Here is a 14,242-nt window from a genome sequence, read left to right as displayed (position 1 = left end):
GGCTTATCTGCCCAAAGGTTGATCTGAAAGGGGTGTTTTAAGCATCAGGATGCAAAGCAGGCCAGTTTTTACCACAAACCAGGCAAAGCGCGTTGCGGCACAAGGCCGGAGGCGGGATTTCCCTGCGCTGTTATAAGGCAATGCAGGCAGTTTTTGTGCATTTTTCGTGCAAAACGGGCACTAACCCGTCTGCACCAACAAGAAGGTGAACAGGCTCAGGCGTTGATCAGTTGTTGCAGCCACTGGCGCTGATAATGTTTCTGTTGCCGGGCAATCAGTTGCTGACGCACCCGCGTTAAGGCTTCGGCTTTCGGCAAGGGTTGCGGCAGGCGAATTTGTTCGCACAACAACAGATGCCAGCCCAGTTCGGTTTCAACGGCGCCGCTCAATTGCCCGGCCTCGAGACGAAATAATGTGTCTTCCAGTTGCGGATAAAGAATGCCGCGCCCGACCCAGCCCAGTACGCCGCCGCCCATCGCACTCGGGCAGTGGGAATAGCGCAGTGCCTGGCGGGCAAACAGCGCATGCCCGTCACGCAAACGGCGCGCAATGGCATCAATCTGTTCACGAACCGCCGAAGAATTGCCCTCCACGGTCAGCAGCAGATGGCGGGTGTAACGCTGTTCGGGGCGAACAAAATGCTGCGCATGTCCGCGATACCACGCCTCAACCTGCGCATCATCCGGCAGCGGTGCCTGTTGCTGCACCCAGTTTAACTGTTCGCGCAACAGCGTCTGATGTAATAGCAGTTCTTCGGTCTCGGTCGCCGTCAGTTCCAGCTCTGGCAGCTCGGCGGCCAGCGCCTGCCGCGTGACTTCCACCGACTGCGGTTCAATATTCAACGCGTGTTTCAGGGCCGCCTGCGCCACAGCTTCTTCTATCACCTGCTGACGCTGCCAGGCTTCGATAAACTGCTGATACTGTGCCGGCGTCGGGTTGAGTTCTTCACTCAGTTTCATCTGTTTTGCCAGCTTCCAGCGGCTGTAACGGTGCCACACAGGCATACTCATGCCAGTTCCTCCTCGAGCTTCAGCGCATGTTCGGGCACCTGAAATATCCGCTGCGCAAACAAAACCTGATAATGAAAAATGCTGTCCAGCGGTTCACCGCCCATCACGCGGCCCATGCCGCCCTGCGGCACCACCACTTCATCACGGATAACCAGACTGCGACGCGAACTGACCCGGTCACCGTATTGAAAAGCGCCCGCCAGCCAGGGGGCATCACCGGCGATCAGCTCCTGTTCGCGGCAGCCAATAATCAGGTCGTCGTCGAGAAAATGCACCTGATACACGATGGTGTCCTGCAAAAATACCCCCCATTCACGTACGTATCCCAGACTGCCGCGGCGGATCAGTAAGTCGCCGCGCGTTTTACCCGCGAACGTACCGTCATCGCGTACGATGCGTGTCACTCTCACCTGCTGGTCGACCTCAAATACCGGTTTCATGGCCTTACCTCCAGCAAATCGTTCCAGTCGATAAAGCTGCCGTTATTGCGCTGATACACCGCCAGCCCGGACTGCGTATTCAGCGGCCCGGCCACGGTGTGCTGGTAACTTTCGGCCAGCAGACGCCGGGCCAGCCGCCAGTCAGCGCGGTCTGATTCTTCCTCATCGACAAAGTGCACCGGCACGGCTGTCGTCAGCCGCTGGTTAAACTGCGCCATGATGTGCAGATGGCGGCTGCGTAACAGGACCGGGTCCACCTCCAGTTCGAAAAAATCGAAAAACGACTGCGCCGATTCCAGCTCATCAACACCTTCAATACGGGTAAACCAGTCCATGTCAGCCTCCCTGAGCCTGAAGTTGTCCTTCGAACGGGATCTGATCATCCATCCGCATCTGGCACATGGCGATCACTTCATCCTCACCCGGATTACGTTTGAAATGTTCGGCAAAGCGTCTCACCTCCTGCAACATCGACAGGGTTTGTGTCTCGCTGAGGATATACCCCAGACGCGCGCAGATGCCGCTCACCGCCTGCCTGCCGGAGTGTTTGCCAAGCACCAGATTAAATTCCCGTCCGACCAGCGAGGGATCGATGCCCTGATAACTGCGCGGGTCGCGCAGCAGTGCCGCCACATGCAGACCGGATTCGTGGGTGAAAACCTGCCCGCCAACCAGCGGATGCTGCAGGTCAATGGTTCTCCCCGCCGCCGCCGCCACAAGGCGGCACAACGCCGGCAGTTCGGTGAAATCAATACCACAGTCGAGATGCAGGCAACGATCAAGTGACAATGTCACACTTTCCAGCGCCGCATTCCCCGCCCGTTCGCCGAGTCCGAGCACCGTGGTGTTCACATGCGTCGCACCCGCCCTGACCGCCGCCAGCGTGTTGGCAGTTGCCATACCCAGATCGTTATGCGCATGTATTTCCAACCCGCCGTGCCAGTGCTGGCGTAATGCCGAAATACGGGTAAAGGTACTGAAGGGATCGAGAATGCCCAGCGTATCGGCAAACCGCATCCGTTCTATGCCCAGATCCGCCGCCACTTCCGCCAGCATGTGCAGGGTTTCATCGGCGGAGCGCGAGGCATCCTCACAGCCCATACACACCCGCATACCGAGACGGTGCGCAAGCTGCACCAGCGGTTTAAGCGAGGCAATCACCGCAGGCCACGGCCGATGTAATTTCTGCTCGCGCAGCAAATCTGACGCCGGTACCGAGATATCTACCCAGTCCATGCCCACCCGCGCAGAATCGTGAATTTCTGATGAATTCATCCGACACCACGACATCATCACCGTGTCCGGCAGTTGTCTGCGCAAAATCGCCAGCCGCACGCACTCTTCTTCGCCGAGCGCCGGTGTTCCCGCTTCCAGTTCACGGACACCGGCATTCACCAGCGCCTGAGCTATTTCCAGTTTTTCACTGGCGCGAAATGCCACGCCGGGGCTTTGTTCGCCATCACGCAAAGTGGTGTCGTTGATTGTGACCGCCACGGACCTGTTACCGCCGCCAGTCCGTTCCGCTTCTGAAGCCGCCATCACCCGTCTCCTGTCTCAGCCGTAGGTCGGCGCAAACAGGCCGCCGGGTGCAATTTGCACTTTATCCTGCTGCCAGTAAGGTGACAGCGTGCGCAGGCGTGCCACGATGTCCGGCATCTGTTCAATCGCCCATTCGATTTCCCGCTCACGGGTAAACCGTGACAGGGAGAAACGGATACTGCCGTGCGCAGCGGTATAAGGAATATTCATGGCGCGCATCACGTGCGAAGGCTCGAGCGAACCCGATGTGCAGGCACTGCCGCTGGATGCCGCTATACCGCAATGATTAAGCAACAGCAAAATGGCCTCACCTTCGATATATTCAAACGCAATGTTGACAGTATTCGGCGTGCGCGGCTGGTTAGCGCCCATCAGCAAGGTGTGCGGAATGGTGGTCAGCAGGCCGGTTTCCAGCCGGTCCCGCATTTCCTGCACCGACGCCATCATGGGCATATGCACGTCCGCCAGTTCACAGGCCGCACCCATGCCGACAATCCCGGCGATATTCTCAGTTCCGGCACGGCGTCCGCGCTCCTGATGGCCGCCGCGCACCAGCGGGCGGAAGCGGGTATTGCGCCGCAGATACAGGCAGCCACAACCTTTCGGCCCGTGAATTTTATGCGCCGAGCAAGACAGCATGTCGATATCGGTGGCACGCAGCGAAATCGGAATTTTGCCCACCGCCTGCACGGCGTCACAGTGGAACAGAATGCCGCGTTCATGGGCGGCAGTGGCCATCTCGCTGACAGGGAATAGCACGCCGGTTTCGTTGTTCGCCCACATCATGGTGACCAGCGCGACGTTTTCACTCAGCGCATCGTAATAATGGGCGGTATCCAGCGCGCCTTCTTCGGAGACGCCGATACGGTGGATCATGTAACCCTGACGCTCAAGGTGTTCGCACACTGCCAGGGTGGCCGGATGTTCCACGGCGGTGGTGATAATTTCACGGCGTTCCGGTGCCAGCGCAATGGCCGAGTAAATGGCCGTCGACGTGGCTTCGGTGGCGCAGGAGGTGAAAATAATTTCGCTGGTATACGCCGCGCCCAGCAGGCTCGCCACCTGCTCGCGGGCGCACTCCAGCCCCACCCGGCACGGTCCACCGAAATCATGAATCGAGGACGGATTACCGTAATAATCGCGCAGATACGGCATCATCGCTTCCAGCACCATCGGATCAATGCGGGTGGTGGCGTTGTTATCCAGATACACATTTTTCATTGTCTGTTCCTCATTACCGGGCGGATGTGTTTGTTCTTTTCCCCAGTCAGGCGGCGGCGACCACGCGCATATAACGGCCCATACGCTCAACCAGTTTCTGTTGCAGCCAGGCCAGCGTCATGTCCGTCATCATGCAGCCGCTGCAACTGCCGGAAAGCGCCACCGTCACGTCCTGCCCGTCGACGCGCACCAGCGACATGTCGCCGCCGTCAGCCCTGATGTGCGGGCGCAAAGACTCCACGACTTCTTCCACCGCCAGCCAGTTTTCATCCCTGACTTTTGCCGCCACCGGGTTTTTCACCGGATGTTCTTTTAGGATTTCTTCCAGACACAGCTCAATTTTTTCGTGGCAGGAGGTGCAGCCGCCCCCGGCTTTGGTGTAGTTGATCACATCTTCGAGCGTGGTCAGGCCGTTGGCGAGCACCGCGCGGCGGATCTGCGCTTCATCGACCGCAAAACATTTGCAGATAAGCGCGCCTTCTTCATGATCTTCATCCGGCGCTTCGCCACGGTAATACCTGATGGCAGCCCGCAACGCTTCCTGCCCCATCACCGAACAGTGCATTTTTTCCGGCGGCAGGCCGTCGAGATAATCGGCGATTTGCTGGTTGCTCACCTGCTGCGCCTGCGTCAGGCTGCGGCCGATAATCAGTTCGGTCAGCGCCGACGAGGACGCAATGGCGCTGCCACAGCCGAAGGTCTGGAATCCGGCATCAAGAATAATTTCCGTCTCAGGATCCACCTTCAGCATCAGGCGCAGCGCGTCGCCGCAACTCAGTGAACCGACGTCACCGATGGCATTCGCTTCATCCACGACTTTGGCGTTACGCGGATTAAAAAAATGTTCTTTCACTTTCTCAGAATAATTCCACATGTCTTTAAGCCCTTTGGTTAGTCCGGTTCGGGTGATGTCGTACAACTGCCGCTTTCGCAGTGACAAGCGGATGCCGCTGGCAAAACCACCCGTATTCCGGCGCGGCTGTTCTGTTCACCGGCAGACAGCGTGGCATTTTGTAATAGCGTCCAGTGCAGCGGATCCGCCAGCAGGCGTAACCCGTTAATCATTTCTACGTGGTCACGCGGCCAAAAGGCCGCGCTCCAGTGCAGCCCCACTTTCCAGCCGCCGCACGGGTCGCCGCCTAATGTCATCCGCAGGCCGCCCCCCTGCGGCGACAGTTGCCGCTGTAACGCCAGCAAGCGGTCAAAAACCGCAGGTTCAATTACCATCATCGGATCACCTCCTGTACGGGTTTATGACTACTGAGCAATTGTGATGCCAGTCACATTATCAGCGTTATTTCAACCACATAGCCCCTGATGCCCGCATCAAATCCCACACAGATGTCGCGCTATTTGTCAGGTTTGTCATACAGATGACACAAGGTTACGGGCGGTCTTCCTCCTGCCATTCGTCCCCCGCCAGCAGTTTGTCGAAACGGCCAGGGTCGCGGCTGCGGCGCGTCACCTGACGCTCTGCAGCCGACCAGTGTTGCTGCGTCTGTTTGAGCAAATGCGCGATGTCGGTGTCTTGCGGCACTTTGATCGCCCGTACGCCAATTTCCAGCAACTGGCGAAAAACTGAATCGCCAATCGCCAGGCAATAGAGCGTCACGCAGTCTTCCAGCGCCGCCATCCGGCAGGCGATTTTTTCCTGCTGATGGCCAGATTCGGCGCTGAATTCCGCCACCCGCAGCAGTTGCACCTGATCCTGTTTTACGCCGTACACCACCAGCCGGGTGCTGGCACCGAAATGCTGGTCGACGTGGTGATAATCGGAACTTGCGAATGCCACCTGCATCGGCCACTGCGTGACGCTGACGGTATCGAGATAACGGTTAGAGCGCCTCATGGCTGGCCTCCGGTATCGGGCTCAGGCTGAACACCTGCTTGAGCGGTGAGTGATACGCCGCCAGCATGTGATGACGCGCCTGCATCAGGTTAGCGAGTTCGAACAAAGTGTCGCGAATACCCGCATAGCCCTGCCGCACGCGGCGAAATTCTCCGAGACGGTCGTAAAGCGGGAAACCGGCACGCACCAGCGCGATACCGTTTTTTTCCGCCAGTGGTGCAGCGTGGGAGTTCGCCACCAGCAATGAAACCGGGTAGCTGTCGAGCCGGGTTTGTAAATCTTCCAGATCGCCGATCACCACCTGTTCGACCGGCAGCTCGGCCAGTGACTGCTGATTAACCGGCGCAATCACCGGCCCGACGCGCATTCCCTGGCTCTGAGCGAAATCGCACCACGCCACCAGCAAATCAGCTTCTGCCGCCAGCGCAATACGCTGTGACTGCAGCCAGGTATGACAGTCGATCATGGCGTCCAGCAGTTGCCCGCGCTGGCGCTCAATCCATGCCGGTACCTCGCGGCCTGACACCTGATGCAGATGGCGGATCAGACTGTCCATGTTTTCCAGCGTCATCAGGTGCGGCAGGTTCAGCGCCATGCCGCGGCTGCGCATCGCCATCAGGCTGGCGGCGCAGTTGAGCGAACTGCCAATGGTGATGGTGGTCAGGCTCTGCCCCATTTGTTCAATCTGGCGTTGCGACGTGCCGCCCTGCGTGACCGGATTGAAATCGCCATTCGCCAGGTGTCCGTCCAGCGACTGTGATAAATCCGGCAGGATCACCGGTTGCAGGCCAAAGGCTTCGACATAGCTGCGCAGTAATTCCAGATCCCCCGGCGTCAGCAGATGGCTGACCAGCAGGTTCACGCGCTTGTTACGCATGCCGGTCGGCGGCTTTTCCGGCACCCACTGAGTGATCACGCTTTCCATCAGCGCGCTGTAGCCGTTTTCCAGCGAGCCGTAAAAATCCGGCGTGTTAACGGTCAGAATGGCGATGGCATTAAAGCGCGGTTCTTTGTAGCGAAACTCACGCAGCGCCATCGACAAATCACTGCCCTGGGCTTCTGACAGTCCGGTGCTCAAAATCACAATGGCTTTTGGATTACTGCGCTGACACAACGTGGTCAGCGCCGTACTGACGTTGCCATCCGAGCCCATGATAGTCGTGGTCGATTCCATCGCCGTGGACTGCAACGGGATCGGATCGTGAAAATGCTGGATGAAGAAAACTTTGGCGAACGCGCTGCAACCTTGCGCGCCGTGAACCAACGGGATGCAATTTTCCAGCCCCTGACTGGCCAGGATCGCCCCGAGCGGTTGCCCGCTTTTAACAGGCGTGGTGGCAAGCGGCTTGGCATTACGCAGAATTTGAGCCATACACAGTCTCCAAAACAATGAGTCGAAACATCGCTCACAATGTGTCTGTTTAGCGCCACGGCGCCAGACGGTTGACCTGCGCCCAGACCGGGCTTTCCAGGGTGATACACAACTGTTCGGCCAGATTCACCAGCCCGTGATAACCGGCAAACGCATGCTCGCGCTCCTGATTGATATCCAGGAACGGCAGGCGGGCTTTGTACGCGGTATACATGTTGCGGCCCCCGGCGATCATGATGTCGCCGCCGAAACGATAGAGGGTGTCGAGCAAGGTTCTGGCATTGCCTTCGTCGAACATCAGCACGTCTTCGCCCATCAGTTCGCGAATACGCTGCTTGTCTTCTTCGGTTGATTTTCGGGTGCCGGTCGCGACCACCGTGATGCCTAAATCCTGTAACGCCGAGACCACCGACCAGGATTTCACGCCACCGGTATACAGCAGCGCCTTGCGCCCGCTGAGCCGCGTACGGTAAGGCGCGAGCGCAAGATGTGTCGCCGCCTCCTCGCGCTCAATCAGACGTTCTGTGCGCGCTTGTAAATCCGGGTCTTTGAGCAGCACGGCGATCGTGCGCAGGGAATCAGCGATGGAACGCAGGCCATAAAAACTGCCTTCAAACCATGGGATTTGGTAACGCTCTTCCATTTTGCGGGCGACGTTGATCAGCGCCCGCGAGCACACCAGCATGTTGGCTTCGCCACGGTGCATAGTCTGGATTTCAGCAAAACGGGAATCCCCGGAAAGGCTACACAGCACGCGGATCCCGAGTTCATCGAGCAGCGGCAGAACGTGCCAAAATTCGCCGGCAATATTGAATTCGCCAATCAGGCTGATGCTGTGGCGGTGTCCGGCGGGGATCGGTGAGTTTTCCGGCCACGACGCGGGTTCGCGCTGGCCGATCACCTTTTTGACCATCACGTCCCCGGCAATGCGGTTACCGAGATTTTTACTGCCGTAGAAACCGGCGGCATCGACTGAAATAACCGGCACACCGGCAGCGGCCGATGCGGCGCGACACACGGCTTCAACATCATCCCCTTCCATCGCCGGTACGCAGGTGTTGTAAATAAAGACCGCCACCGGATGATAATGGCTGACGATGTGCTGCACGGCGTGAAATAAGCGTCGCTCGCCGCGCCCCATGATCACATCCTGCTCGCTCATGTCGGTGGTGAAGCCCATGCGGTTGATGGAAGGCCCGGAACTGCGGCTGCCACGGTTGTCCCATGAACTGCCGGTACAGCCAATCGGGCCGTGTACCAGATGCGCGACGTCCGCGACCGGCAGCAGCGCAATCTGCGCGCCATCAAACGCACAACCGCCTGCCGTCGCGCCCGGTTTCGGCAGGCTGCAACCCGACTTCTGCTTGTGGTTATACTCACAGGCTGGCTCATCAATCAGCGCCAAAATCTCTTTTGCCTTCATCGCAACCTCGTCATGACAGATAAATATCAGGGTGAAGGTTGCAAGGAGCAGGCCAGCGGATTACCTACTGATTTTAAACAGGATCTCATTGTCGTGTTTATGACAAACGACACAAAGAAAACAAAGGAGACGACGGATGTCGGGGCGCAGACCGCGCCCCGCAGAGGGACGTTAACTGAACAGACGGTTTTCCAGCGGATTACTTTTGCCTAACCGGCGCGCCAGCCACGGCGGCATGTTTTCGGTCAGCATGCGTTGCAGCGCAGCAAGCTGTGACGCAATGCTCACGCCGGGCAGCACTTTGATCGGATGAATATTATGGCGGATGACCCGCGCCGCTGCCGGTCCGCCAATGGCCTCACAGAACAGCAAATGGCAATCGCTGATCAGCCGCGCACGGGTTTCATTGGACTCTTCGCCTTCGGGCGATACCGGCGTACGGCGCAGCGCCATCAGATACGGCCCGTCGCTGTCGAACGCATAAATGAAAAACAGATGCGACTGCCCAAAATGACCGTTCACCGTGATGCCGTCCAAAGATGAAAATGCCACCCTTAACTGCTGTGGCTGGCGGCGATTTTCAGCCAGAGTCAGATGCGGTGGCAGTTGCCCCTGTAGGCAGCTCATCAGCGACTGCCAGCGGCTGATCGTCACCTTTCCGGCATCTCCCGGAAATGTCACCTCCAGTTCTTCCAGACTCATGGCCTGTAAATGCGCCAGCCCGATATTGCCGTCACTTTCGCGACTGCCCTGTGTCAGCCAGGCCAGCACCTCCGGCGGCGGGATTTCCGGGAATAATTGCACCACGGCGAATAAACGCCAGAACAGCAGCTCGTCTTTTGACATCGGATTCACTCCTCTCACAGTTCTGATCGTGTTGCCCGCAGGCTGACGGGAAACGACGGAATGCCCGGCTGAGGTTCCACGTAATAGGCTTTTCCTCCTTCCAGACAAACACGTCCGCCCCACTGTTGCGGATGGTTATGCTCCAGTTGCACCACTTTGGCTTCCATATCCTGTTTCGCGATATAGCAATAAAGACTGTTATTACGCAGTCGGAAAATAACCATCGGCATAAGCCCCTCCCGGCGACACGCGCCCCGGCGGTAAAGAGAAAAGCCCCGGCACAGTTCAGTGACGGGGCGAGGGTATTAGCGGATCAGGTCGAAGTTGTAGTCGGTTTTGCCGAGCTTCATGGTTTCGCGATCCCGCTGTTCGAGCACCGCATTCACCAGTTGCGTCAGAATGCTCATCGCACCTTCGTATCCCCAGGTGGTCTGACGGTGCAAATGGTGCCGGTCAAAAATCGGGAATCCGATACGGATCAGCGGTACTTCGAACTGTTCGCCTTTGGCCAGCGTGTCACGCTGAATGAATTTTCCGTAAGAGTTGCCGATCATAAAGTCCGGTTTACGGGTAAACATCAGCGAGCGGAAATGCCACAGGTCGCAGTTCACATACACATCGCTGTCCTGTCCGTAAGGCGAATCAGCCAGCATTTTCTTCATAGCTTTCTGCCAGCGCTTGTTGCCGTTATGGCTGAGAATGGTGGTCGGTTCACATCCCAGTTCCAGCAGGAATGCGGTCATGCCCATCACAAAATCCGGGTCACCGTACAAACCGAAACGATTGCCGTGCAGCCAGGTGTGGGAATCGAGCATCATGTCCACCAGACGGCCACGTTCAGTCGCCAGCGCGTCAGCTATCGGTTTGCCGGTCAGTTCGCTTACCGTCATCAGCAAGGCATCGGTCGCCGCCAGGCCAATCGGCACACTGACTTCGGTGCCCGGCTGATTCCAGTCGCCCTGCACCACTTTTTTGGTTTTCTGCAATTGCCACGGTTGCAGCAGCAAGGTGTCGATGGCATCCGGTGCATCTCGCATTTCGGTTTGCGTGGTGCCGCCGGCATACATGCGGTAATGCCCGTCAGCCGGGGTGTCGAGCACTTCCGACGGATCGGACAAGACGCTGCATTCGACCCCCATCTGGCTCATCATGCGGTGGATAACCCGGTAGTTGCCGAGATAGGTTTCAAAACCGGTCACCACGTTCAGTTTGGCGAGTTTGCCCGGCTGATATTCCCGCGTGGCGTCGGTGGTAAAGGTACGGGCGAAGCCTTCAAACATGTTGTCCCAGCCGGTGACATGACTGCCCAGAAAACTCGGTGTATGGGCATACGGGATTGGCATACCGGCATCCACAAATCCGTCTTTTTTGGCGTTAGCGATAAAAGCCTGCAGGTCATCACCGATCACTTCCGCCATACAGGTGGTGGAGACAGCAATAATTTCCGGCTTGTACAGCGCGCTGGCGTTTTCCAGACCGACATTCATGTTGTTATTTCCGCCAAAAACGGCGGCATCTTCGGTCATTGAGTCGGAAACACAGGCCACCGGCTCTTTGAAATGACGGTTAAAATAGGTACGGAAATACGCCACACAGCCTTGTGAACCGTGGACATACGGCAACGTGTTGGCAAAACCCAGCGCGCAAAGCACCGCGCCTAACGGCTGGCAGGCTTTCGCCGGGTCGACGGTCAGCGCTTCACGCGAGAAGTTCAGATCCTGATATTCCTGCGTGGTGGTCCATTCAAACACTTCCCGCACTTTCGCCTCGCCGTGTGCTTCTTCCAGCGCGCGTTTGTTGGTAAACATACTCTGGTATTCATCCTGCTCGAACAGCGGGAAACAGGATTTTGGGGTGCCAAGATCTTGACTCATGTTTCTCTCCTTCCGCGCCACAAATCTGTGAACTGACGGAATGTTTGTCGTCTCTGTCAGGCCGATTTCAACCAGGGGGCGGTCAGCTGACTCCAGCCCGGATTGTTCAGCGTCATGTCCATGTCACGGGCAAAAATGCCGAAACCGTCGTAGCCGTGATAAGGGCCGGAATAATCCCAGGAGTGCATCTGGCGGAACGGCATGCCCATTTTCTGGAAAATGTATTTTTCTTTGATGCCTGACCCGACAAGATCCGGTTTCAGCGCTTTAACGAACGCTTCCAGCTCATAACTGCTCAGGTCGTCGAACAGCAACGTGCCTTCTTTGAGCATCGGTAAGGTGCGGTCGTAGTCATCGTTATGACCGAATTCATAGCCGGTACCGATGATTTCCATTCCCAGATCTTCATACGCCCCGATGATGTGGCGCGGACGTAAACCGCCGAGATACAACAGCACCTTTTTGCCTTCCAGACGCGGACGGTATTTGTCGATCACCGCCTGCGTTTGCGCCTGATATTTTTCAATCACCGCTTCGGCATTTTTCCGGATGGTATCGTCAAAACGCGCCGTGATTTCGCGCAGAGATTCCGCAATTTTGGTCGGGCCAAAGAAGTTGTATTCCATCCACGGAATGCCGTGTTTTTCTTCCATATGACGGGAGATATAGTTCATCGAGCGGTAGCAGTGCACCAGATTAAGCGCGACTTTCGGGGTGTTTTCCATCTCCACCAGCGTGCCGTCGCCGGACCACTGCGCCACCACGCGCAGCCCCATTTCTTCGAGCAGAATACGTGAGGCCCAGGCGTCACCGCCGATGTTGTAGTCGCCGATAATAGCCACGTCGTAAGGCGTGGTTTCAAATTCATTGCCTTCGCGGTTATCCAGCACCCAGTCGCGGATGACATCGTTAGCAATGTGATGGCCGAGCGACTGCGACACACCGCGGAAACCCTCGCAGCGTACCGGCACGACCGGCTTACCGATTTTGGCGCTGCTGGTTTTGGCGACGGCAGAAATGTCATCACCGATCAGACCGACCGGACATTCCGACTGCACCGAAATGCCTTTGGTCAGCGGGAACAACATCTCCAGTTCGTCAATCAATTTGTCGAGCTTTTTATCGCCGCCAAATACGATGTCCCGTTCCTGAAAATCGCTGGTGAAGTTGATGGTGCCGAAGCTGTTTACGCCGCTCCAGCCGGTGTAATAGTTACGGCGTCCGGCACGGGAATACTGGCCGCAACCAACCGGGCCGTGGGAGATGTGTGCCATGTCTTTGATCGGGCCAAAGACCACGCCTTTGGAACCGGCGTAAGCGCAGCCTCGCACGGTCATCACGCCCGGCTGCGATTTGCGGTTTGAGACAATACACTTGCCGACAGATTCCATCGCCGGGTCGGTGGTCATCATGTGTTTCTTACGATCTTTAAGCGCCTTCTCGGGGAAGATCTCCAGCACTTCCTGGATCAACGCCTCGTTACGTTCGCGTGTTTCACTGGTCATAAAGACTCCGCTGATTGCCTGAAAAGGTGCACATTCCCGCAGGTCTGTGCATCTCTGGATAAAGGGGACGAAATCACGCCTCTTCGGCGGCGGTACGACCGACGATGGTCAGGTCTTCTTCTTCCATAATGCCGAATTCCATTAACAGGGCTTCCAGCTCATCCATGGTGACCGGCGTCGGCACCACCATTTTGGTGTTGTTGACGATTTTGTTCGCCAGTGCACGATACTGATCTGCCTGCGCACAAGTCGGGTCGTATTCGATGACCGTCATGCGGCGGATTTCAGCGCGTTGCACAATGTTGTCACGCGGCACGAAGTGGATCATTTGTGTGCCAAGTTTTTCAGCCAGCGCGATGATCAGTTCATCTTCGCGGTCCGTCTGGCGGGAGTTACAGATCAGCCCGGCCAGACGAACTTTGCCCGATTTCGCGTATTTCACGATGCCCTTGGAAATGTTGTTGGCGGCATACATAGCCATCATTTCACCGGAGCACACGATGTAGATCTCCTGCGCTTTATTTTCGCGGATCGGCATCGCGAAACCGCCGCATACCACGTCGCCCAATACGTCGTAAAACACAAAATCCAGATCCGGTACATATGCGCCTTCTTCTTCGAGGAAGTTGATGGCGGTGATCACCCCGCGTCCGGCACAACCCACACCAGGCTCAGGGCCACCTGATTCCGCACAGCGCACGCCGCCATAGCCGATTTGCATCACATCTTCCAGCTCCAGATCTTCCACGGAACCCACTTCAGCGGCCATTTCCATGATGGTGTTCTGTGCTTTCGCATGCAGAATAAGGCGGGTGGAATCAGCCTTAGGGTCGCAGCCGACAATCATGACTTTCTTGTTCATTTCGGCCAGAGCCGCTACAAGGTTTTGGGTGGTGGTGGATTTCCCAATACCCCCTTTCCCGTAGATTGCACATTGACGCATTGCCATCGTTTTCTCTCCTGTAGTGTCCAGTTGACGTACAGGTCATTGCAGTGTTCGTACCACGATGCCAAAACATAGATATCATTGAAAAATAAAGAATTTTAATTTGATGAGGTGGAAGTATTAGAAGCAGATAGAACAATCTGCGTACAGTTTGTTGTAAAACAAACAAACAGATGGCGGGTTCCGGGGACATTTGTGTGTAAAGGTCTGACCTGCC

General features: G+C 56.9%; 15 protein-coding genes. All 15 read right to left on the bottom strand.

Translation table 11 applies throughout. The annotated features are described in order from the left end of the window. Positions 1-215: 215 nt before the first annotated feature. The 15 genes from nifM to nifH all read right to left on the bottom strand — a co-directional run bounded on the left by nifM (position 216) and on the right by nifH (position 14,028). Positions 216-1,010: a nitrogen fixation protein NifM gene (gene nifM, locus EX31_RS15385; RefSeq protein WP_051931054.1), complete on the bottom strand. Its 795-nt coding sequence runs from the start codon at positions 1,008-1,010 to the stop codon at positions 216-218. Further along, positions 1,007-1,450 (bottom strand): nitrogen fixation protein NifZ, encoded by a 444-nt coding sequence (locus EX31_RS15380; protein WP_037035495.1) that lies wholly within the window; start codon positions 1,448-1,450, stop codon positions 1,007-1,009. Before EX31_RS15380 ends, nifM begins: the two co-directional genes overlap by 4 nt. Continuing rightward, positions 1,447-1,785, bottom strand: coding sequence for a nitrogenase-stabilizing/protective protein NifW (nifW, locus tag EX31_RS15375; protein ID WP_037035494.1), 339 nt, complete (start codon positions 1,783-1,785; stop codon positions 1,447-1,449). Before nifW ends, EX31_RS15380 begins: the two co-directional genes overlap by 4 nt. Before the next feature lies 1 nt (position 1,786). Continuing rightward, on the bottom strand, positions 1,787-2,989 hold the full coding sequence (nifV, locus tag EX31_RS15370; protein ID WP_051931052.1) for a homocitrate synthase: 1,203 nt from the start codon (positions 2,987-2,989) through the stop codon (positions 1,787-1,789). Positions 2,990-3,004: 15 nt separating this feature from the next. Next, positions 3,005-4,210, bottom strand: a complete 1,206-nt coding sequence (gene nifS, locus EX31_RS15365) for a cysteine desulfurase NifS (RefSeq protein WP_037035493.1) — start codon at positions 4,208-4,210, stop codon at positions 3,005-3,007. Between the two features lie 46 nt (positions 4,211-4,256). Beyond that, entirely contained in the window at positions 4,257-5,084 is an 828-nt protein-coding gene (gene nifU / locus EX31_RS15360) for a Fe-S cluster assembly protein NifU (protein ID WP_037035492.1), read from the bottom strand. Positions 5,085-5,101: 17 nt separating this feature from the next. Continuing rightward, a complete protein-coding gene (locus EX31_RS15355; protein ID WP_037035491.1) occupies positions 5,102-5,440 on the bottom strand; it encodes a hypothetical protein in 339 nt (112 codons plus the stop codon). 154 nt (positions 5,441-5,594) lie between these two features. Continuing rightward, on the bottom strand, positions 5,595-6,059 hold the full coding sequence (locus EX31_RS15350) for a NifB/NifX family molybdenum-iron cluster-binding protein (RefSeq protein WP_037035490.1): 465 nt from the start codon (positions 6,057-6,059) through the stop codon (positions 5,595-5,597). Next, positions 6,046-7,431 carry a nitrogenase iron-molybdenum cofactor biosynthesis protein NifN gene (gene nifN, locus EX31_RS15345; RefSeq protein WP_037035489.1) on the bottom strand — a complete coding sequence of 462 codons (1,386 nt, stop codon included), beginning with the start codon at positions 7,429-7,431 and terminating at the stop codon, positions 6,046-6,048. Before nifN ends, EX31_RS15350 begins: the two co-directional genes overlap by 14 nt. A gap of 49 nt (positions 7,432-7,480) precedes the next feature. Continuing rightward, positions 7,481-8,854, bottom strand: coding sequence for a nitrogenase iron-molybdenum cofactor biosynthesis protein NifE (gene nifE / locus EX31_RS15340; RefSeq protein ID WP_037035488.1), 1,374 nt, complete (start codon positions 8,852-8,854; stop codon positions 7,481-7,483). Between the two features lie 171 nt (positions 8,855-9,025). After that, positions 9,026-9,700 carry a NifB/NifX family molybdenum-iron cluster-binding protein gene (locus EX31_RS15335; RefSeq protein ID WP_037035487.1) on the bottom strand — a complete coding sequence of 225 codons (675 nt, stop codon included), beginning with the start codon at positions 9,698-9,700 and terminating at the stop codon, positions 9,026-9,028. Positions 9,701-9,714: 14 nt separating this feature from the next. Next, a complete protein-coding gene (gene nifT, locus EX31_RS15330; RefSeq protein WP_014333918.1) occupies positions 9,715-9,930 on the bottom strand; it encodes a putative nitrogen fixation protein NifT in 216 nt (71 codons plus the stop codon). A gap of 75 nt (positions 9,931-10,005) precedes the next feature. Next, the gene (gene nifK / locus EX31_RS15325) at positions 10,006-11,574 is read right to left on the bottom strand and encodes a nitrogenase molybdenum-iron protein subunit beta (protein WP_037035486.1); all 1,569 of its coding nucleotides are present in this window, start codon (positions 11,572-11,574) and stop codon (positions 10,006-10,008) included. A 56-nt stretch (positions 11,575-11,630) separates the two neighbouring features. Further along, positions 11,631-13,079 carry a nitrogenase molybdenum-iron protein alpha chain gene (nifD, locus tag EX31_RS15320; RefSeq protein WP_037035485.1) on the bottom strand — a complete coding sequence of 483 codons (1,449 nt, stop codon included), beginning with the start codon at positions 13,077-13,079 and terminating at the stop codon, positions 11,631-11,633. A gap of 73 nt (positions 13,080-13,152) precedes the next feature. Next, a complete protein-coding gene (nifH, locus tag EX31_RS15315) occupies positions 13,153-14,028 on the bottom strand; it encodes a nitrogenase iron protein (RefSeq protein ID WP_014333921.1) in 876 nt (291 codons plus the stop codon). Between the last annotated feature and the right edge of the window lie 214 nt (positions 14,029-14,242).

The sequence above is a fragment of the Rahnella sp. WP5 genome (assembly GCF_000745615.1).
GTDB lineage: Bacteria > Pseudomonadota > Gammaproteobacteria > Enterobacterales > Enterobacteriaceae > Rahnella > Rahnella aceris.
This window is presented reverse-complemented; position numbering and strand designations above follow the sequence as displayed.